Raw genomic sequence first — 19,848 nt, 5'->3', positions numbered from 1 at the left:
TGAAAATAGTATAGACATGCCTATAACGGCATGTAAGTTATTCTATTAAAGCCACCGATGGATGGTGGCTTTTCTTTGTATATTGCCTTCAACGCCATCAAAGAATAACCGAAGTAGTATGGAGACCGACGCTCGTATTCATCAAAAACTCACAGAGATCAATAAGATCATCGAAAGTCACTGGCAAGAATCCAAAGACATCGGAGTGCTTTCGGGGATTTCTGGAATTGCACTCTTTCAATTTTATTATTCCCGCCTTGTAAAAGAAGAATCAGTTGCCGACCTAGGTGCAGAAATGATTTCCGCAACCGTAGAGCGTATCAACGACGGGTTTCATCTTCCCACCTTTTGTTCTGGAATTGCTGGAGCGGCTTGGACGATAGAATTACTTAAGGAGGAAGAGTTCGTCGAGCTCGACACTGATGAGCTATTGGGTGACTTGGATGATTTTTTGGAAACTTTTCTGAAGCTTGACAACAATAAGAACTTCTATGATTTTCTACATGGTGTAATGGGCGTTGGCTTTTATTTTCTAAAGCGATACCAACGAACGGCGTCCGCGGTTTTTAAGAAAAAGTACGAGAAGCTTTTGATGAGCGTAATTGATCGATTGAAGGAGACGGCGATCAAAGAAAACGATACTTTAAGATGGGAATCTAACTTAAGAAGAGAAGAGCATCTAATCGGATATAACCTAAGCTTGTCTCATGGTCATTCTAGCATCATCAATTTTCTTTCTCGATTAGCGCGCATCGGGGTTTTCAAAGATGAGGTGACTGCTCTTTTGAAGATGACTGTGAAATATGTAGAAGAGCAAGCCTATATGGGTTCTGAAAATTCATCGCTGTATCCAGATTGGATAACCACAAATGGCCATATTAGCGGTAGCGGCCGCTTAGCATGGTGCTACGGAGACCTCGGCATCGGGGTATCGTTCTGGCATGCAGGCAATGCGCTCAAAAATGATAGATTATCTAAGAAGGGGCTTGACATTTTAAAACACACATCCAAACGAAGAGATTTGGAAGAGGTGAAAATTGTAGATGCTGGACTTTGCCATGGAGCTTTTGGGGTCATGCATATCTATCAAGCAATGTATAGAGCAACGGGGGATGCGGCCTTCAAGGAGGCCGCTGATTTTTGGATGAAACAAGCGTTGGACATGGCTATACACGAAGACGGTTACGCCGGCTATTGCCAATGGAGCGCAGGTGAACAACCGGGTTGGCGTAAAGAACTAAATCTTTTAGAGGGAATAGCAGGTATCGGTCTAGCGATGATCTCCTATATTGCTCCTTTCGATACCAAATGGGACGAGTGTTTATTGATAGGTTGAGAAATTAGTTTTATAATCCAAAAAAGGAGTTTTTCGTTGAACGCCATAGGCCCATGGATCCGATGATCCAATGAAGCAAAAGGACATTGATCATTATGGCCTAAGCGAAATAGGAGCGAAAAGATAATTATTCATGACTTCTTCTTTATATCCAACAAAATAAGGAGAGCTATAAATGAAAAACTTTTAACTTTAACCCCTTTTAATGTATATTCATTGCACTAAGCGAGACCTTTGAAAAAATTTCCATTCTATAAACAAGCCGATTTTAAAGATTGTGGTCCCACCTGTCTGCGAATAATAGCAAAGTACTATGGGCGCAACATGCCTATTCAAACACTAAGAGACCTTAGCGAGACAACACGTATGGGAAGCAGTCTGTTAGGTCTAAGCGAAGCTTCAGAAAAATTAGGGTTTCATTCTTTAGGGGTTAAGATTCCGTTGAGCAGACTAGAGGAGGCGCCATTGCCATGTGTATTACATTGGAACAAACACCACTATGTAGTTTTATATCATATTCATAAGGATACCTATTATATTTCCGATCCTGCCTATGGACTCATCAAGTACGGGAAAGAAGAGTTCCTCAAACATTGGATTGGCAACAATGCCGACGAACATACCGAAGAAGGCATCGCATTGCTCCTCGAGACCACACCGAAGTTTTACGAGCGCGAAGAAGACGATCGAAAGGACAATTTGAATTTTTCCTTCCTGTCCAAGTACGTTATCAAATACAAGAAGTTCATCTGGCAACTCATCATCGGTCTTGTTGCAGCAAGCTTACTACAACTAATTTTCCCATTCTTGACGCAAAGTGTTGTTGATGTCGGAATCAAAAATCAGGATATTCATTTCATTTATTTGATCCTCTTTGCACAACTAGCACTATTTATAGGAAGAACCGCTATCGAAGTGATTCGAAGTTGGATCTTACTGCACTTAAGCGCCCGTATCAATATTTCTTTGGTATCCGATTTCTTTATCAAACTCATGAATCTGCCCATCGCTTTTTTTGATGTTCGTATGACAGGCGATATTCTGCAGCGCATCAACGATCATAAGCGCATAGAACGTATTTTGACCACCTCCTCGCTGAATGTCCTGTTCTCACTGGTGAATCTGTTGGTGTTTAGTTTGGTGTTGGCTTATTATAGCCTGTTGATCTTTGGAATTTTCCTTATAGGAAGCATCCTGTATTTTCTGTGGATCGCGATCTTCTTAAAGAAACGTCGAGAACTGGATTACAAACAATTTTCAAGGGTGAGCCAAGAACAGAGTAAGGTGATCGAGCTTGTTAATGGGATGCAAGAGATCAAGTTGCATAATGCCGAAAAGCAAAAACGCTGGTCCTGGGAATATCTTCAAGCGCAGTTGTTCAATATCTCTATTGAAGGACTTGCGCTGGAGCAATACCAGAGTGTAGGTTCAGGTTTTATCAACGAACTGAAAAATATTCTCATCACCATTCTTTCTGCCAAATTGGTGATCGATGGTGAGATCACTTTGGGGATGATGCTCGCCATAAGCTATATAGTTGGACAACTAAATTCGCCAATATCACAGCTTATAAGTTTCATTAGGCAATTGCAAGATGCGCGGATATCTTTAGAGCGACTTTCAGAGATTCATGTTAAAGAAGATGAGGAGCCGATTGACAAACAAAAGATAGTAGACTTCTCCAAAGACCTCGATATAGACCTAAAAAAGTTGTCCTTTAGGTATGTGGGTTCCGAGCAGATGGTATTGAAAGATCTGGACCTGCATATTCCTGCCAATAAATTAACGGCTATTGTGGGGGTTAGCGGTAGTGGCAAGACCACTTTGATGAAGTTGCTATTAAAATTTTATGAACCCAACAAAGGAGTGATAAAACTCGGCAACTATGATCTAAAGAACATCTCGCAAAAGGCCTGGCGTGCCCGTTGTGGGGCAGTAATGCAAGAAGGTTATATCTTTAATGATACCATCGCCAACAATATAGCCGTTGGTGAAGACTATATCGATAAGGATAAATTAGCGCATGCGGTGGATGTTGCCAATATTGGCGAATTCATCGAGAGCTTGCCGCTTTCTTATAACACGCAGATAGGCACGCAAGGTGTTGGACTAAGTACAGGTCAAAAACAACGATTGCTCATCGCCCGGGCCGTTTATAAGAATCCGGACCTTTTATTTTTCGATGAAGCTACCAGCGCCTTAGATGCCAACAATGAAAAGGTGATCATGGAAAAACTCAATGTATTCTTTAAAAATAAGACAGTGGTGGTCATTGCGCATCGACTCAGTACCGTAAAGAATGCAGACCAGATCGTAGTGTTGGATAAGGGTCGTATCGTCGAGATAGGCAATCATCAGGAGTTGATCAAAACAAAAGGATTCTATTATAATTTGGTAAAGAACCAATTAGAATTGGGTAAATGATGGACGGAATTAGAAATCATAGCACAAAAGAATGCCAGAAAATTTAGAAGACATAGAGTTGCGCAGCGAAGAGGTTCATGAGATCCTCAGCAAGGTCCCGCATTGGATGATCCGGTGGGGGAGTGTTCTATTCCTCTCGCTGATCATTATGGTATTGATTATTTCATGGTTTATCAAGTATCCAGATATTATTGAAGCCGAGGCAATCGTAACAACACAGTTTCCACCTCAAAAAGAATATGCGCAGATCACAGGAAAGATAGATACGATATTGGTCAAAGACAATCAAGAGGTTCGTTCAAATACACCTTTGGCCATCATCGAAAATTCGGCGAATTTCGAAGATGTTTTCCATTTAAAGACAATTACGGATACACTAGCGGTAAGAAAAGAGGATTTTTATTTCCCAATCGAAGAGCTGCCTATCCTCTTCTTGGGAGAGGTCGAAGATGACTTTGCGTTTTTCGAAAATAGCTATGATCAATATGTGCTAAACAAAAGTCTCAATCCATTCGCAAGTGAGGCCACCGCAAACAAGTATTCGATATTGCAATTGCAAGCGCGATTGGATAATTTGGAAACACAAAAGAAGTTGAGTGCATCAGAATTCCAATTCAAAAAAAGTGAATTGGACCGTAACAAGAGCCTATTTGAAAAGGGCGTCATATCAAAGCAGGAGTATGACAATAAACAACTGGAGTATTTGCAAGCAGAACGCAGGTACAAGGATGTAAGTGTTACCATATCACAGATCAAAGAATCGATAAGCAATGCACGCTTATCAAAGAAAAATACCGAGATCAACAGAACAAAGGAAGAGAAGAAGTTGTTTCGAAGTGTGATGCAGTCGTATAATCAACTCAAGAAAGCGATCAAAGATTGGGAGTTGAAATATGTGCTAAAATCCAATATTGATGGAAGTGTCACTTTTCTCAACATCCAGAACAAGAACCAAACCGTGAATGTAGGAGACCTTGTATTTACCATCATCCCTGACCAAAATGCAGACTATGTAGCCAAGCTAAGAGCACCTTCTCGTAATTCGGGAAAGATCAGGATAGGGCAAACAGTAAACATCAAGCTGGATAACTATCCAGATAACGAATATGGAATGCTCAAAGGAACGGTAAAAAAGATCTCGAGAGCGCCCGACAGTGAAGGATATTATTTGATAGATGGGTCGCTTCCAAAGAATTTGGTCACTACCTACAACAAAGAGATCGACTTTAGACAAGAAATGCGTGGTACTGCGGAGATCGTTACTGAGGACCTTAGACTCATAGAACGTTTTTTCTATCAATTTAGAGAATTGGTCAATCGATGATCAACTGGGTTTTGGCGCTAGATTTTCGTAATTTCGAAAAAACCATTGGACCACGATGATAGAGCAAATGCATTTGGCGGCACAATATCTGGCTGCGGCTGGAATAAGTTTCATTGAAAAGAAAGAAGACGACAGCCACACCAATTTGGGGTTCTCTATCGAAGAAGGGAGCCTTAATTCTCGACCGCTGAATGAGATTGGAGATAGACTTTCTCTCAACTATCAACGTTTTGAGATAGTATGGGATGCCAAAGGCGCAAAGGATAGTTTTCAATTAGATGGTAGCACGCATGGCAACGTACTAGAATGGATAAAACATAAAGTTGAAGACGCCAGTTTCGAGACGCCTTACAAATATGATCTTCACTATGACCTGCCATACAAAATCTCTACGGACTACACCTTCGAATTGCAAGATTCAAATCGACTTCAAGATCTGCTACACTTTAGGATATTAACGCAATTAGTACTCGAAACTATCCTGCACGAACACGATTTAGATTCCGAAATTAGAATTTGGCCACATCACTTTGATACGGGAGCTTTTGCAACATTAAACGATAGAGGACTTGCCGTAGGACTTGGTCTTGCCATTCCCGATAATATTTGCGATGACTATTATTTGTATATCAGCGGATATGATGAGAATAAACAGGTAGTTCCGAGGAATTTCTCACCATTGACCTACGGTCGTTGGTTTAGCGATGACTTTAAGGGGGCGGTTCTTCCCGTGAGCAAGGCTGATGAGAAAATAGGGGTGCAATTCTTTGAGGAGGCCATTACGAGTTTTAAAACTCTAGGCTAACAACTTGCTCTCCTCTCATAAAGCAGTTTCAAAAAATGAGAAAGTGGGGTTGTTTTTTAAGGTAGAAAACTAAGCGGCCTTCTTAACCTTAAGCAGATCATAAAGCGGACAACGCTTGCAACGTTTATGCTCTCCTTTCTTGTATTTTTTACAACATTTAGACTTACAGTTCTTAGGAGCCTTTATCTTTTTTAACTTAACTGTAGCTTTATCTTTGGACTTCTTACCCATAGCATTTTACTGTAACGGGGCCAAAGATAATTATTTTAATTGAATCTAAATAAAGGTAAATTGTTAAAGTTAAGGCTGCGGACCGCTAGCGGCACTTTCTACAGAGATCAGTTGTACATCGCGATCAAAGAGATACAGTCCGCCTTTATCATTTCCAATAAGGTTGATCTTATCCAAGACGGTCCGCGCTAACGCTTCTTCTTCAATTTGTTCTGCGACATACCATTGTAAGAAATTATGCGTCGCATAGTCTTTTTCTTCAAGACAAATATGAACCAGGTCATTGATGCTCTTAGAAACGAATATTTCGTGATCATACAACTCCTGAAACATTTTTTGAAAGCTCCCAAATTCGGTCTTAGGAGCACTCAACGTAGAAATTTTAGCATGTCCTCCGCGCTCATTTACATATTTTACCAGCTTCAGCATGTGCAAACGCTCCTCGTCCGAATGCCCATACATAAAACCAGCCACCCCTTCTAATCCTTGCACTTCGGCCCAAGAAGCCATGGAAAGATATACCTGTGAAGACTCCGCTTCGATACGAATTTGGTCATTAAGTGCCTTTTCTAATTTCTTTGATAACATAGCTCCTGTGATTTTATAAGTTAAAGTTAAGAATTTAACGAGGAAAACTAAAAGGTTCCGATAATTTAAAACTGATTTAAAACCTAACGACCACACCTAGTTGGCCAGGGGCAAATTGCAAGTCCCAACGCATCTTTTTTGACTGTGCATTGTATTTCTCATCGTACCGAGCATCCAGATATTTATCGATAGCTTCAACGGTAAAGATTGCAATGACAACTCCAAAGGTGATATCGGATAACCAATGCGCGCCTTCCCAGAGTCTTGTAGCTGGAGGAATTAGACCCACGGTGTAAATACCGGCCTTCACCCATGGATTCTTAAACTGTTTGGCAATGGCATAGGCATTGGTAAAGGCCATAACCGCATGGCCAGAAGGAAACGAATGGAAGTTTTTATCTGAGCTCCATGGGTCAAACGTGTTTTTCGATCGACCACTCTTGGGACGTGCTCTTCCGAATGCAAATTTGCTAAACTGCTGTAAAACGCCTGCAGCAGTTGCCGATGATATCATAAGGACGCCTGTTCTTCGCAACTTGGTATTTTTGGTAAATAGACCTGTCAGATATACCCCTGTGGTGAGCATATAATTATTCTGGGGATTGCCATAGTACCAGCCGTAGTTAAGAAGATCTTGTGGGATATCTTTTTTTTGGTCTCTGAAGAAATCGGAAGTTTGCTCGTCAAAGAGATAAACAAATCCATTGGCAGCTGTGACCATTCCGAATGTTTTCCACTGGTCGCCCTTCCATTGAAAAGGTCTAGAATAGGCATGGCCTATACCTCTAACGATGTTTCCAGCATCGTATTTGAATGATTGCCAAATAGTGCTCTCAGATGAAGGGTTCGATGTTTGTGCAAAAGAGAGGTTAACTCCAACAATAAAGAGCCAAAAGACTTTTTTCATAGCGGTGGTCAAATAAGGTATTGGTAGTCGAAAGATATTGATATCCATTTCAAACTAATCCTAAATTAATCCTAAAAAGACTAAAAATAAAGTTGTTGTGCTACCCGATAGGTATTGGCGTGCGCCTCAATGATCACTTTGATATCAGGAGAATAGCCTCCACCCATGCTACATTGCACCGGAATTTGCAGGTCTTTACAGCTTTCAAGAACAAATCGATCACGCTTGGCGCAACCTTCTATCGTGAGTCCCAACCGTCCTAATTTGTCACCAGCGATGATATCTACCCCGCTTAGATAAAATATAAAATCGGGTTTTTGTGATGCGATCAATTGAGGCAACGTTTTCTCAAGCAAAGAGAGGTATTCTTCGTCACTACAACCGTCGGGCAGTTCGATATCCAAATCGCTTCTTTCCTTTTTAAAAGGATAGTTGTTCTTACCATGCATGGAAAAGGTATAGACCGAATCGTCATCTTGAAAGATCTGAGCCGTACCATTGCCTTGGTGCACATCCAAGTCAATGATAAGGATCTTGTCAGCCAGTTTTTGATGCTGGAGATATCTTGCCCCGATCGCCTGGTCATTTAGCAAACAAAAGGCTTCCCCGCGATCCGTGTAGGCATGATGCGTACCTCCGGCAATATTCATAGCAATGCCGTGCGCTAAGGCATATTCACATCCTTTAATGGTGCCATCTGCAATGATAACTTCGCGCCTTACCAACGCCGCAGAGAGTGGGAAACCTATCTTCCGAGCCGCCCTTCTGTCCAAGGTCAGATTTTGCAGTTGCTGATAGTAGTCTTCTGAATGCACCCTTAAGATATGGTCATCTAAAGGGATTTCAGGTTCAAAAAAGTTTTCCGCGGTGCATGAACCTTCATGTAGCAGTTGCTTGGGCAGTAACTCGTATTTCAGCATAGGAAACCGATGTCCCTCTGGAAGCGGATGGGTGTAGATTGGATGATAGGCAATTTTGAGCATATTCATTTTTTTGACGCTCCTAGTGTCCAAAATCATTCTGGCCGGCAATTGGGGCAACATTTAGTAAGCTTCGGTCTACAAATAACCCAAACTGATTCTTAATTTATCGATTCCCCATTGTTAACGCCAGCGTCATCCGGATTTACAAATACCAATTTACCTTCGGCATTCTCGGTCATCAATATCATTCCTTCACTTTCCACGCCGCGGAGTTTTCTCGGAGCTAGATTTATCAATACGGTTACTTGTTTTCCCACGATCTCCTCAGGTTGAAAGCTTTCGGCAATGCCTGAAACAATAGTCCGAGTATCGATACCCGTATCTACCTTTAAGACCAATAATTTTTTGGCCTTTGGCATCTTTTCAGCTTCAATGATCGTACCAACACGCAAATCCAATTTGGTGAAATCATCGAAGGTAATGGTCTCCTTTTGTGGTTCTACCGTTTTTTTCGCGGCATCATTGGCTATTTTGGTCGCTTCCAATTTATCGAGCTGTGCCTGTATTTCTTTGTCTTCGATCTTACTAAAAAGCAATTCGCTCTTGCCAATTTGGTGGTCTGAAGGGAGCAGTATGTCTTTTGAGGCAATATCCTTCCATTCAAGAGCATCCTTGCTGCTGCTCGACCTAAAATTGAGGATATCCTTTAATTTTGAAGAAGTAAAAGGTAAAAAAGGTTCACTCAACACCGCTAAGCCAGCAGAGATCTGTAAAGCGATATACATAATGGTCTGCACCCTTGATTCATCTTCTTTGATCTTTTTCCACGGTTCTTCGTCTGCCAAATATTTATTTCCCAGACGCGCTAAATTCATCAATTCTTGGCTGGCCTCTCTAAAACGATAACGTTCTATAGAACTTGCGATCACGACAGGAAATGCCTTTAGCTTTAACAGGGTTTCTTCATCAACCGAAGTGAACTCGTTTGGAGTTGGAACGCTACCGTTGTAATATTTGTGGGTCAGGACCACCACACGGTTGACAAAGTTTCCAAAGATGGCGACCAATTCGTTATTGTTTCTCGCCTGAAAGTCCTTCCATGTAAAATCGTTATCCTTCGTTTCCGGGGCATTGGCCGTTAACGTATATCGAAGTACGTCTTGCTTTTCTGGAAAATCTTCTAAATACTCGTGTAGCCAAACTGCCCAATTCTTTGAAGTGGAAAGTTTATTTCCTTCGAGATTCAGAAATTCGTTCGCTGGCACATTGTCTGGCAAAATATAATCCCCATGCGCCTTAAGAATACTCGGAAAAATGATGCAATGGAAAACGATATTGTCTTTCCCAATGAAGTGTACCAATTTGGTGTTCTCATCTTTCCAATAAGGCTCCCAGTCTTTATTTTCACGCGTAGCCCATTCTTTGGTCGAAGAGATATAGCCGATAGGTGCATCGAACCACACATAGAGTACCTTTCCTTCGCCTCCTTCAACAGGTACAGGAATTCCCCAATCCAAGTCTCTAGTGACGGCTCTAGGCTTCAGCCCATCGTCGATCCAGGACTTGCATTGACCATAAACGTTGGGTTTCCAGTCTTTTTGATGGCCTTTGATGATCCATTCTTTCAAAAACGCCTCATGTTTATCCAAAGGCAAGAACCAATGTTTGGTCTGCTTCAAGGTGGGTACAGCGCCTGTGATGGTCGATTTTGGATTGATCAGGTCGGTAGCATTGAGTGACGACCCACAGTTTTCACATTGATCTCCATAAGCCTCTTCATTTCCACACTTGGGACAGGTTCCAGTAACAAAACGATCGGCCAAGAACTGATCTGCCTCAGCATCGTACAATTGCTCGGTAACTTCTTCGATAAATTCACCTTTATCATAGAGTGTTTTAAAAAAGGCCGAGGCGGTCTCGTGATGAATCTTTGCCGAGGTACGAGAATAGTTGTCAAAGGTGATGCCGAAATCTTCAAAGGACCTTTTAATGATATTGTGATACTTATCTATAACTTCTTGCGGTGTTACCCCTTCTTTTTTGGCCTTCATCGGAATGGCCACTCCATGCTCATCACTTCCGCAGATAAAGGCCACATCTTTGCCGGTCAATCGGAGATATCGTGCATAAATGTCAGCAGGGACATAGACTCCTGCCAAATGCCCTATATGAATGGGGCCATTGGTATACGGCAATGCCGCTGTAATAGTATATCTGCCAGCTGCAGATTGTGGTCGCTCTTGTGACATCGGATCTATTCGTTTGAAGCCACAAAAGTAGCGAATTTAAAGAGAGTTTTTTTGTCGCAAAAGAAAAACCTCCCGTGAAGCAGGAGGTTGATAAAACAATGCGAGATCTATATTATTTTACTAGAATGGATTTGCTAAAGTTATTGTTGCCGGCCGAAATTCGATAAACGTACTGCCCTGTTGCCAAACGTTGACCAGAAGCTTGACGTACATTGATGGCATGCTTACCCTCCAACGAGAAACTATCTTGAAGGGTAGCAACCTCTTGTCCGATGATATTGTAAAGTTTTATGACCACCCTCGATGCCCTTGGCATAATATAGTTGATCATGGTCTGATTACCCTCATAGGTGGCAAAATGTTGAAAAGCTTGGATATCACTGAAATCATCTACAGATAAAGTGCTGCATCCGAATCCTAATGGGGCGGACTCGTATTGTTCTCCCAGTAACGCGTCGTTTACCATTTGCGCATCCAAACACAACCATTCTTGTAAGATGGTGGCATAGATCTGTCTAAAGTCGTTCTGGAAGAACATATTTCCATTTTGATCCAAATTGGTAAGGCTGGGATGATTCCCCACAAAACCATTACCGTTCAATGCTGGACCAAAAAGCATCATGGGGGCACAAGACCCGTGGTCTGTTCCTTGAGAACCATTTTGCTCTACGCGCCTTCCAAATTCCGAAATGGTCATGGACAATACCTCACTATCCATACCTCCAGCTTCCAAGTCGCTGTAGAAAGCGGTGATCGTATCGGCCACACTGCTCAATAGTTGTTGGTGGTCAACTTCTTGATTTGCATGGGTATCAAAACCATCGATTGAGACCATATAGACCTTACTACCTAAGTTTCCTTTTATAAGCCTTGCGACGATCGATAATTGGGCGGCAAGTTCGTTATCGCCATAGGTAGACGCATTGCTTGCGGCTGTATAGGCGTCATGGATGACTCCTGCATATCGATAGGTGGTGTTGGTGATTCCTCTCATAAAACCTAGTTGCTCTCCGTAGGCACAATCCGGAAGGTTATCAAGGTCATGGGCATTACCAGAACTCGCGATCTCATTAAGCTGATCTGGATTGGCCACGGCAAAGGCATAATTGTTATCCACACCATCAAAGATGAGGTTGCCGATACTACCTATTTGAACGGCAGCAGGTTTCTCGGGTGGATTGGCCAAATAGTCTGGATAAAGCGATTCGAAATAACGTCCTAACCAACCGGATTGGATTTCGGTGGTAGGTTCTGCCGAAGCCCAGATATCCGAAGAGCGAAAATGCGAAAGATTTTGATCCGGATAGCCAACGCCGTGGACCACTTTCATCTTTCCATCTCCCCAAAATGATTCTAAGGAATTCATAAAGTTGGGCATCGCATATTCGTCCGAAAGGTTAAAATATGAACCTTCTTGTATTCGAATGTTCGGTCTTAGATTTGCATAATCGTCATATTGCGATAATGGGATGATGGTATTGAGACCATCATTTCCTCCTTTCAAGCGGATGATCACTAAGATTCTATCGGTCTCAGCCGCGCTTAGCGCTGCCGAAAGCGGGGAGGGGTTGGAAGCTGTGAGTGAGCGACTTCCCAGCATCATCGCACCGCCACCAAACAATCCTAAGGCCTGAATGAAGGAACGCCTGCTCCATTCTTCGTGATGTGCATTATGATTACTGTCTTCTTTTCTAAATCCGGGAATGATATGATGATTGCACATAGCGTCTTATTTAAGTTGAAACTCGGGCATTTTAATGATATAAAAGAATAAATTGATCACTTGCCATGGGACGGTATCCCAATAAAGATTCCACTGGCCGCTGTCATAGTAATTTTGTGGAACATCTCCCTTCAGGACATCGGTGGCAGTGTCGTAATCAATTGTAGAGTGTAACTCTTTAGAAACAAGACGATCTATAATATCCTTTGCAATGATTGCCGGGTCGTTGTCGCTAGACGAGACGTTTAACGCAAAGTTTCGAAATGCATCTTGGTTGCTATTCCAGACCCACCAACACATCCATTGCATGATCAGCCAACGCCCGGTAATGGTACTCGTATTGATCCAATCCTTGTCTCGCTGCCATCCTGCTACATCTACCGGCTGAAAAATCTCTTGCCCTAAAACAGAATTGAAATATAGAACCGCTCCTTTTTCGTCTTGTGAGAAAGCGAACTCGGTCTCTTTCATAAATCCAAGTGTTAGATCAAAGGGACTCTTGAGGATGACCCCATCATTTTTCTGATCAAAAAAATGTTCGCTTTTAAAAAGTTGTCGCAAAACAGGGCCTATTTGGAAATAGTTGCTTGTGTCCAAGAAGGTAGTGGCCATTTGCGATACGATGGTCTCATTTACCTCATTCGATACAAAGAACTTATAGAGCTTTCTACAAATAAATGTTGCGATCAAAGGGGCTCTTTCTTCGAATAAAACATCGATGACATCTTTGTAGTCCCAATTACCAGTCCGACCAAAAATGGTCTTTTCTCCATCATCAAAGAAAAAACTGTTGAAGCTGATATCAGTACAATAGCCATTTGTGGCATTGTATCCGGTGAGTGCCCTTGAAGTTTCTACGATATCCTGTTGTGTATATCCATTGTTCTCACCCAAGGTAAATAACTCATATAACTCTCTAGCGTAATTTTCATTTGGACTGAACTTTGTGTTTTGTACCCCATTGAGGAAGATGAGCATTGCCGGAGTCAAGCCAATATCATGAACAAATTGTTTAAAATCCCCTATCGCATGTATTTGTAAGAGATTATAATACTTAAAGAGCTGAGGTGCACAATAGTATTGTTCTAAACGCGTAACGAAATGGTTGCTCCAAAAGAAAGTGAGCCGATCCCTTAGATTGTTATTCAGCATATCGTCCAATGCTTGAATTCGCCAACCATCCAATTGTTGTTGGTTTTCTTCATCGAAATTGGCATAATCCCCATATTCCCAATTTGCCCAGATGGGAGCTGCAGTTGGTGGCATGTTAATCGCTTCATCCACCAAAGCATCTATAAAATCAGAAGGTGATTGCGAAAGGGCAGTGATTATTTGACTTTGAGAGGCGCCAAAACCTAATCGTTTATAGGTATTGATCACTTTTTGCTTGTTCCATGGATTCTCAACAGAAGGAATGTATACAGCTAAGCTAGCCTCGTTACAGGGAGCTAAAGTATTCATAGGCTATTTGTTTAAGGATGCTTAATTTACACGATTTGACTGAAAATAAATGAGTTAGGTTACATTTTTTTATCTTTTTTCAATCATTATTTACATATTGACAAGTTTTTACGCTAATTGGATGTAGACGATTATTGCAAAACAAAAGATTTACTATAATTCCTACCTGCTGTAGAAATTCTATAGATATACTGCCCAGTTGGCAACTCATTGGCAACGGTACTAATATCCACTTTATGGGATCCTTGAGAGACAAACTCATTTTGTACAGTGCTTATCTCTTGTCCAATAATGTTGTAGATCTTGATCACTATCCGAGCTCCTTTGTCAGTCTCATAGGTGATCAATGGAGTTCTATTATCATAGGCAAAAGCATGCTTAAAAGAAAAGCCATTAATGTCATCTCCAGTGGATAAGATGCCACTACAATTAAGCCCAAGAGACAATGGATTGTAATCTTGGCCCAGCAGCGCATTGTTTACAAGCGTCGGATCGATACATAGCCAGTCGGTCATTACAGAGGCATAGATCTGCCTGAAATCGACAGATGGTTTTAAATTACCTCTATTGTCCAGATCGTTCAAATCGGGATGAACTCCTTCAAAACCACTACCATTCAAACCACTTCCAAATAAGAATAATGGTGAGGCAGCACCATGATCCGTGCCATTAGAACCATTCTGCGCTACTCTTCTCCCAAATTCCGAGATGGTCATTGTTAATACTTTATCATCCATGCCAACGGTCTGAAGGTCATCATAGAACGCCTTCATCGAATCCGCGATTTCGGTCAATAGGCTTTGATGCCTGTCTGGTTGATTGTTATGGGTATCAAAACCTCCAAGCGATACCATGTAGACCTTCGTTCCCAACCCTCCTTTGATCAACCTAGAGACAATGCTCAATTGTTCTGAAAGATTCCCGTCTGTGTAATTGCCAGTATCGACTGAGTTTTCATAGGCGCTATTGATGGTGCCTGCATACGTTAATGTGGTGTTGGCAACACCTCTTAAAAAGGTGGATTGATCTCCATAGGTGCAGGGCGATGGATTTTCTAACGAATACAAGATGCCGTTTTGAGCTATTTCGAACAATTGTTGCGGATTGGCTACAGCAAAAGCATAGTTGGCATCATCGCCGTCAAAGATCAAATTGCCATTATTTCCTATCTGTATGGCCGCTGGTCTTTCGGGAGGAGTAAATAAAAAATCTGGATAGATCTCTTGAAAATACCTTCCCATCCATCCCGACGTAATTCCCGTATTTGGATGGTCGGTAGTAGCCCAATTGTCAGAACCTTGAAAATGGGATAAACTCCCATCCTCATAACCAACACCATGAACCACTTTCATCTTACCATCACCCCATAGAGACGCCAAGCTATTCATGAACAATGGCATCGCATATTCATCAGAAAGATTGAAGAGTTCACCTTCGTTGATCCGAATAGAAGGACGAAGGTTGGCATAGGTGCTGTATTGATTGCGAGGAATAATGGTGTTGAGGCCATCATTTCCTCCCTTGAGTCTAAGGATCACCAAAATATTATCGTTTTCAGACTGATTGATAGCTGCTGCCAAAGGCGAAGGCCCAGAAGCTAAGATCGAAGTGTTTCCAAGCATCATGCTTCCCACGCCAGATAATCCAAGCGCTTGAATAAAGGAACGTCTGCTCCAGGCCTGATGTTCTACATCATGATGACTGTCATTGATACCACTATTAGGGGTACCTTTTAAGTGAAGATGGTTGTTGCACATGGTAAAGGTTATTTAAGTTGTAATTCGGGGATTCTGACAATGTGGTATAGGAGGTCTCTCACCTGTTTTGTGGCATTTCCCCAGTTTAGGTCCCAAAGACCTTCTTCAAAATAGTTTTGAGGCACTTCCTCTTTGAAGACATCGGTGGCATTGTCATATTCGATTTGGTTGTTCAATTCGCGGCTAAGAAAGAAATCTATGATCGATTTTGTAATGAACGCAGGATCTGTACTATTACCGCCAATGACCGAGACGGCAAAATTTCTAAATTGCTCTCTGTCGTGTTGCCAAAATCTATTGATCAAATAATCGAGATACTTCCAGCGATTGGTGAAACTGGTAGCATTGATCCATTCTTTGTCACCTTGCCATCCCGCAACATCGGGTGGATCAAAGATCTCTTGCCCCATGGCATCGCACCAAGGAACAAATCGACTATAGTCATCAAAGCTTTCGGAAGTATTCATATCGCAGGAAATAAAAAAACCTATCAGGAGGTCTATAGGGCTTGCGATGATCGCCCCTATAGCATTCTTGTCAAAGAAATGATTGCTCTTAAACAGTTGTTCCAACACTGGGATGATCTCAAAGTTTGCATCTAAGAATGTCTGTGCCAAGCCATCCACTATGGTCTGATCAACCACAGGACTTATAAAATAGGCATAGAGTTTTTCACAAATAAATTGTGCGATCTCCGTAGGGCGCTCTGTAAAAAGAATATCGATGACATCGTCGTACCCCCAATGACCGGTCTGGCCAAAGATGGTCTTCTCACCATCGTCAAATTTACTTGGGTCAAAGGTGATCGGTCCCCATGCTACTTCACGCTCGTTCCATCCGGTAAGTGCTCTAGCAGTTTCTACGATATCATCTTGGGTATATCCCACATTTTCTCCGAGTGTGAAAAGCTCAAAGAGTTCTCTCGCATAATTCTCATTAGGTCGACCCCGCCTGTTTTGATAACCATTGAGATATATCAGCATTGGAGCCGTCAATCCAATAGCATGTGTCAGTGTTTTGAAATTGCCAAGTGCATGCGTTTCTAACGTATGATGGTATTGGAATAAGTAAGCGGCGCTCTGATATACGGGAGCCTCGGTAACAAAATGATTGCTCCAAAATAAAGTGATGCGGCCTCGAAGTCCATCGGTATTTAAGTTTTGCAGGGCTTGTTTTTGCCATGCACGACGATATTGGTAGTTAGGTGTTTCTGAGGCATCAAAATCGGATTTCACCCAGTAGCCCCATTCGGGTGTAGGTGTTAGCGCTAGTGTGCTTGCCTCATTGATAAGTGATTCGATGAGGGTGGTTGGAGTTTGAGTCAACGCAGCTTCGATTTGTGATTTGGAGGCGTAGGCGCCCAATCGTCGATAGAGATGTTGAACTTTTTGGGCGTTCCATGGGTTTTCTATAGTTGGAATGTAAGGAGAAAGGTCTGCTACATTACACGATAAAAGTGTTTCCATAGGGTTAAGTAGTATTGGTGTTTCTTAATAGATATTGAAATCGTATGACTAAAAAATAAAGACGAATAAACACTTGGTTTATTGGGGAATCATTATCTTCAACTTAATGAAGGCACCTACATACTTACGCACAAAAGACACTGTTGGGATCATTTCGACCGCTAGGAAAATATCGATGGAGGAGATCACCCCCGCGATACACCTACTAAATTCATGGGAATTGACCTATAAAATTGGGCAGAGCATTGGCGTTGAGGATCATCAATATGCGGGGAGTGATAAAGAACGTGCCATCGACTTGCAGCGGATGCTCGACGACCCAGAAGTTAAGGCCATCTGGTGCGCCCGAGGTGGATATGGGACCGTTAGAATTTTAGACCTCATCAATTTCAGCAAATTCTTGGAACAGCCTAAATGGATCATTGGTTATTCCGACATCACGGTCTTGCATTCACACCTTCAAAATTTTGGGGTCGAGACATTGCACGCTACCATGCCGATCAATGTAGGTAAAAACACCAAGGAAGCAATTCAATCGTTGAAAAAAGCGTTGTTTGGAAGGGAATTCAAGATTGAAATACCACCTTCAGAACTGAATAGGCCTGGTACTTGCGAGGGTGTTTTGGTAGGAGGTAACTTGAGTATTTTATACAGCCTTTTGGGTTCGCCCTCGGCCATCGATACCAAAGGAAAGATCTTATTCATAGAAGATCTTGATGAATATTTATATCATACCGATAGGATGATGATGAACCTTAAACGCAACGGCTATTTGGATCAGCTGGCAGGCTTGGTCGTTGGAGGATTCACTGACATGAAAGATAATACCATCCCCTTCGGAAAAAATGCACATCAGATCATCCTGGATGCTGTGAAGGAGTTTGGCTATCCGGTATGTTTTAACTTTCCAGCCGGGCATTTGGATGATAATAGAGCACTAAGGTTCGGAAAAAAGTATATGCTTAAAGTCAAGGAAAACCGTGTCGTATTAAAATAGATTCCTAATGGCCTGGCACAACGAGATCGGTAAAATAGGAGAAAAGATGGCTGCCGAACATCTTCAAAAGCAAGGATATCAAATTCTAGAACGAAATTACATCTTTGACAAGGCCGAAGTGGATATCATTGCTCAGAAACATGATATTCTGGTTGCGGTGGAAGTAAAATTGAGAAGCACCACCGATTTTGGAAATCCACAGGATTTTGTCAGTAAGAAGAAAATAAAACTCATGGTAAAGGCGACCGATCATTATGTGGTTGAAAATGACCTTGACGTTGAGGTACGTTTTGACATCATCGCCATCTCGGTGCAAGGAAAAAAGTTTTCTCTGCAACACTTGGAAGATGCTTTCCTATATTTTTGAATACAACTTTTTGTTTTAAATAAAACATTTCGTGCTATTTTTTTGATTTTCGGTACTACTTCATTATTTTTGAAAATGTAAGTAAACACGACAACCTTGTGTCTGCCTCCCACAGACCGATTAGTAACCAATTAATAGCCAACAGATGAAAACCATTTCTTCGGTAGTAGAAGAGTATATCAAGTCCAAACCGTTTTTATTGAGTGCGCTTTCTCAGGGAATTATCAATCTCACTTCCCTATCCAGGGTCATCAAACCCGAAATAGAACAGCAATTGGGAAAAGAAGTGCGAAACGGGGCCATTGTGATGGCTTTGAAGCGACTCTCGGGTGAATTGGAATTTAGGGCCACCCATAAAATTATAAAAACACTTAAGAACATTGGCGAGATCACTGTACGATCTTCTTTAAATGATTATACATTCAAAGTTTCGGAGACCTTGCTTCAAAATATGGCTGCGCTGATCGCTAAGATAGAAGACAATAAGAATGCTTTCTACACCTCCTCTAGAGGAGTGAATGAGACCAACATTGTCGTAAGTCAAAACATTGCGCATCATGTAGAGGCGCTTTTCAATAGAGAGAAGCTCATCGAAAAACAAGAGAATCTCTCATCTATTACCGTACGGCTGCCTAAAGAAAATGTTTCTATTCCCGGTATTTACTACTTTATCTTTCAACGGCTTTCTTGGGAAGGCGTCAACATTTTTGAGGTCATCTCTACCTCTTATGAGTTCACTATTTTGGTGAGTGAAGAGCAGGTTGACAAAGCTTTTAAGACCATTAAGGACCTTAAAATGCTATAACACAACATTTTTTTAGAAAGATTGGGTGATTTTTCTATTTTAGTCGCCTAACCTAAAATCTTACTAAAATGTTTAAGAACCCTTTTTCTTTTGAAGGTCGTATCAGGAGGACCGAATTTGGTCTAAGTTTGATAATTTACCTTGTTGCGTACTTCATTATTATCTTTGCCTCAGGAGCAATGGCACAAGTTGGGGATGGCCAATTGGGACTGGTCGGTCTCATATTATTTCTACCTGCTTTCTGGTTTTTCATTGCCCAAGCCGCGAAACGTTGTCATGATGTTGGTAGCAGTGGTTGGTATCAATTGATTCCCTTTTATAATTTGTATATACTCTTTGCAGATGGGGAAGCTGGTGCGAATAAGTGGGGTCCGAATCCGAAAGGAGAAGGCAACCATGAGGAGATCAATGAGATAGGAAAAATAGACCAAGCATAATCTTTAGCAACTCATAGAAAAAGAACGGCGAAGGCCGTTCTTTTTTGT

The 19,848-nt window shown here is 41.7% G+C and carries 16 protein-coding genes; 8 read left to right on the top strand and 8 right to left on the bottom strand.

Annotated elements, in window-relative coordinates; translation table 11 throughout:
- The first annotated feature begins 118 nt into the window (after positions 1-118).
- From ACFQ1M_RS11710 to ACFQ1M_RS11695, 4 genes are all read left to right on the top strand, one after another.
- A complete protein-coding gene (locus tag ACFQ1M_RS11710) occupies positions 119-1,336 on the top strand; it encodes a lanthionine synthetase C family protein (RefSeq protein ID WP_386408408.1) in 1,218 nt (405 codons plus the stop codon).
- 234 nt (positions 1,337-1,570) lie between these two features.
- The gene (locus ACFQ1M_RS11705) at positions 1,571-3,760 is read left to right on the top strand and encodes a peptidase domain-containing ABC transporter (protein WP_386408406.1); all 2,190 of its coding nucleotides are present in this window, start codon (positions 1,571-1,573) and stop codon (positions 3,758-3,760) included.
- A 31-nt stretch (positions 3,761-3,791) separates the two neighbouring features.
- Entirely contained in the window at positions 3,792-5,084 is a 1,293-nt protein-coding gene (locus ACFQ1M_RS11700) for an HlyD family secretion protein (protein ID WP_386408405.1), read from the top strand.
- A gap of 55 nt (positions 5,085-5,139) precedes the next feature.
- Complete coding sequence (locus ACFQ1M_RS11695; RefSeq protein ID WP_386408403.1) at positions 5,140-5,889, top strand: hypothetical protein; 750 nt, start codon at positions 5,140-5,142, stop codon at positions 5,887-5,889.
- Positions 5,890-6,189: 300 nt separating this feature from the next.
- On the opposite strand, the gene ACFQ1M_RS11690 is transcribed toward ACFQ1M_RS11695, so the two are convergent.
- The 8 genes from ACFQ1M_RS11690 to ACFQ1M_RS11655 form a co-directional block, all read right to left on the bottom strand.
- Positions 6,190-6,708, bottom strand: a complete 519-nt coding sequence (locus ACFQ1M_RS11690) for a ferritin (RefSeq protein ID WP_386408401.1) — start codon at positions 6,706-6,708, stop codon at positions 6,190-6,192.
- A 76-nt stretch (positions 6,709-6,784) separates the two neighbouring features.
- Entirely contained in the window at positions 6,785-7,615 is an 831-nt protein-coding gene (locus tag ACFQ1M_RS11685; protein WP_386408399.1) for a phosphatase PAP2 family protein, read from the bottom strand.
- 80 nt (positions 7,616-7,695) lie between these two features.
- The gene (locus ACFQ1M_RS11680; RefSeq protein ID WP_386408397.1) at positions 7,696-8,598 is read right to left on the bottom strand and encodes a histone deacetylase family protein; all 903 of its coding nucleotides are present in this window, start codon (positions 8,596-8,598) and stop codon (positions 7,696-7,698) included.
- A 98-nt stretch (positions 8,599-8,696) separates the two neighbouring features.
- Entirely contained in the window at positions 8,697-10,787 is a 2,091-nt protein-coding gene (metG, locus tag ACFQ1M_RS11675) for a methionine--tRNA ligase (protein WP_386408395.1), read from the bottom strand.
- A 112-nt stretch (positions 10,788-10,899) separates the two neighbouring features.
- Positions 10,900-12,510, bottom strand: coding sequence for a DUF1501 domain-containing protein (locus ACFQ1M_RS11670; RefSeq protein ID WP_386408393.1), 1,611 nt, complete (start codon positions 12,508-12,510; stop codon positions 10,900-10,902).
- A 6-nt stretch (positions 12,511-12,516) separates the two neighbouring features.
- Positions 12,517-13,971: a DUF1800 domain-containing protein gene (locus tag ACFQ1M_RS11665; protein ID WP_386408391.1), complete on the bottom strand. Its 1,455-nt coding sequence runs from the start codon at positions 13,969-13,971 to the stop codon at positions 12,517-12,519.
- 131 nt (positions 13,972-14,102) lie between these two features.
- Positions 14,103-15,728: a DUF1501 domain-containing protein gene (locus ACFQ1M_RS11660; RefSeq protein WP_386408389.1), complete on the bottom strand. Its 1,626-nt coding sequence runs from the start codon at positions 15,726-15,728 to the stop codon at positions 14,103-14,105.
- A gap of 8 nt (positions 15,729-15,736) precedes the next feature.
- Entirely contained in the window at positions 15,737-17,194 is a 1,458-nt protein-coding gene (locus ACFQ1M_RS11655; protein ID WP_386408388.1) for a DUF1800 domain-containing protein, read from the bottom strand.
- Positions 17,195-17,300: 106 nt separating this feature from the next.
- On the opposite strand from ACFQ1M_RS11655, the gene ACFQ1M_RS11650 reads away from it, so the two are divergent.
- The 4 genes from ACFQ1M_RS11650 (at position 17,301) to ACFQ1M_RS11635 (ending at position 19,800) form a co-directional block, all read left to right on the top strand.
- Positions 17,301-18,191, top strand: a complete 891-nt coding sequence (locus ACFQ1M_RS11650) for a S66 peptidase family protein (protein ID WP_386408386.1) — start codon at positions 17,301-17,303, stop codon at positions 18,189-18,191.
- Between the two features lie 7 nt (positions 18,192-18,198).
- On the top strand, positions 18,199-18,558 hold the full coding sequence (locus ACFQ1M_RS11645; RefSeq protein WP_386408384.1) for a YraN family protein: 360 nt from the start codon (positions 18,199-18,201) through the stop codon (positions 18,556-18,558).
- 145 nt (positions 18,559-18,703) lie between these two features.
- Positions 18,704-19,363: an aspartate kinase gene (locus ACFQ1M_RS11640; RefSeq protein ID WP_386408382.1), complete on the top strand. Its 660-nt coding sequence runs from the start codon at positions 18,704-18,706 to the stop codon at positions 19,361-19,363.
- Positions 19,364-19,431: 68 nt separating this feature from the next.
- A complete protein-coding gene (locus tag ACFQ1M_RS11635) occupies positions 19,432-19,800 on the top strand; it encodes a DUF805 domain-containing protein (RefSeq protein ID WP_386408380.1) in 369 nt (122 codons plus the stop codon).
- The last annotated feature ends 48 nt before the right edge of the window (positions 19,801-19,848 follow it).

Origin of the sequence: Sungkyunkwania multivorans (genome assembly GCF_042675645.1) — a bacterium.
GTDB classification, from domain to species: domain Bacteria; phylum Bacteroidota; class Bacteroidia; order Flavobacteriales; family Flavobacteriaceae; genus Sungkyunkwania; species Sungkyunkwania multivorans.
This window is presented reverse-complemented; position numbering and strand designations above follow the sequence as displayed.

Bases quoted from the DNA above. Each gene is read 5' to 3' on its own strand.
- ACFQ1M_RS11660 (WP_386408389.1), bottom strand. From the start codon at position 15,728: ATGTGCAACAACCATCTTCACTTAAAAGGTACCCCTAATAGTGGTATC.
- metG (WP_386408395.1), bottom strand. From the start codon at position 10,787: ATGTCACAAGAGCGACCACAATCTGCAGCTGGCAGATATACTATTACA.
- ACFQ1M_RS11680 (WP_386408397.1), bottom strand. From the start codon at position 8,598: ATGCTCAAAATTGCCTATCATCCAATCTACACCCATCCGCTTCCAGAG.
- ACFQ1M_RS11695 (WP_386408403.1), top strand. From the start codon at position 5,140: ATGATAGAGCAAATGCATTTGGCGGCACAATATCTGGCTGCGGCTGGA.
- ACFQ1M_RS11710 (WP_386408408.1), top strand. From the start codon at position 119: ATGGAGACCGACGCTCGTATTCATCAAAAACTCACAGAGATCAATAAG.
- ACFQ1M_RS11655 (WP_386408388.1), bottom strand. From the start codon at position 17,194: ATGGAAACACTTTTATCGTGTAATGTAGCAGACCTTTCTCCTTACATT.
- ACFQ1M_RS11645 (WP_386408384.1), top strand. From the start codon at position 18,199: ATGGCCTGGCACAACGAGATCGGTAAAATAGGAGAAAAGATGGCTGCC.
- ACFQ1M_RS11665 (WP_386408391.1), bottom strand. From the start codon at position 13,971: ATGAATACTTTAGCTCCCTGTAACGAGGCTAGCTTAGCTGTATACATT.
- ACFQ1M_RS11650 (WP_386408386.1), top strand. From the start codon at position 17,301: ATGAAGGCACCTACATACTTACGCACAAAAGACACTGTTGGGATCATT.
- ACFQ1M_RS11700 (WP_386408405.1), top strand. From the start codon at position 3,792: ATGCCAGAAAATTTAGAAGACATAGAGTTGCGCAGCGAAGAGGTTCAT.
- ACFQ1M_RS11640 (WP_386408382.1), top strand. From the start codon at position 18,704: ATGAAAACCATTTCTTCGGTAGTAGAAGAGTATATCAAGTCCAAACCG.
- ACFQ1M_RS11690 (WP_386408401.1), bottom strand. From the start codon at position 6,708: ATGTTATCAAAGAAATTAGAAAAGGCACTTAATGACCAAATTCGTATC.
- ACFQ1M_RS11635 (WP_386408380.1), top strand. From the start codon at position 19,432: ATGTTTAAGAACCCTTTTTCTTTTGAAGGTCGTATCAGGAGGACCGAA.
- ACFQ1M_RS11670 (WP_386408393.1), bottom strand. From the start codon at position 12,510: ATGTGCAATCATCATATCATTCCCGGATTTAGAAAAGAAGACAGTAAT.
- ACFQ1M_RS11685 (WP_386408399.1), bottom strand. From the start codon at position 7,615: ATGAAAAAAGTCTTTTGGCTCTTTATTGTTGGAGTTAACCTCTCTTTT.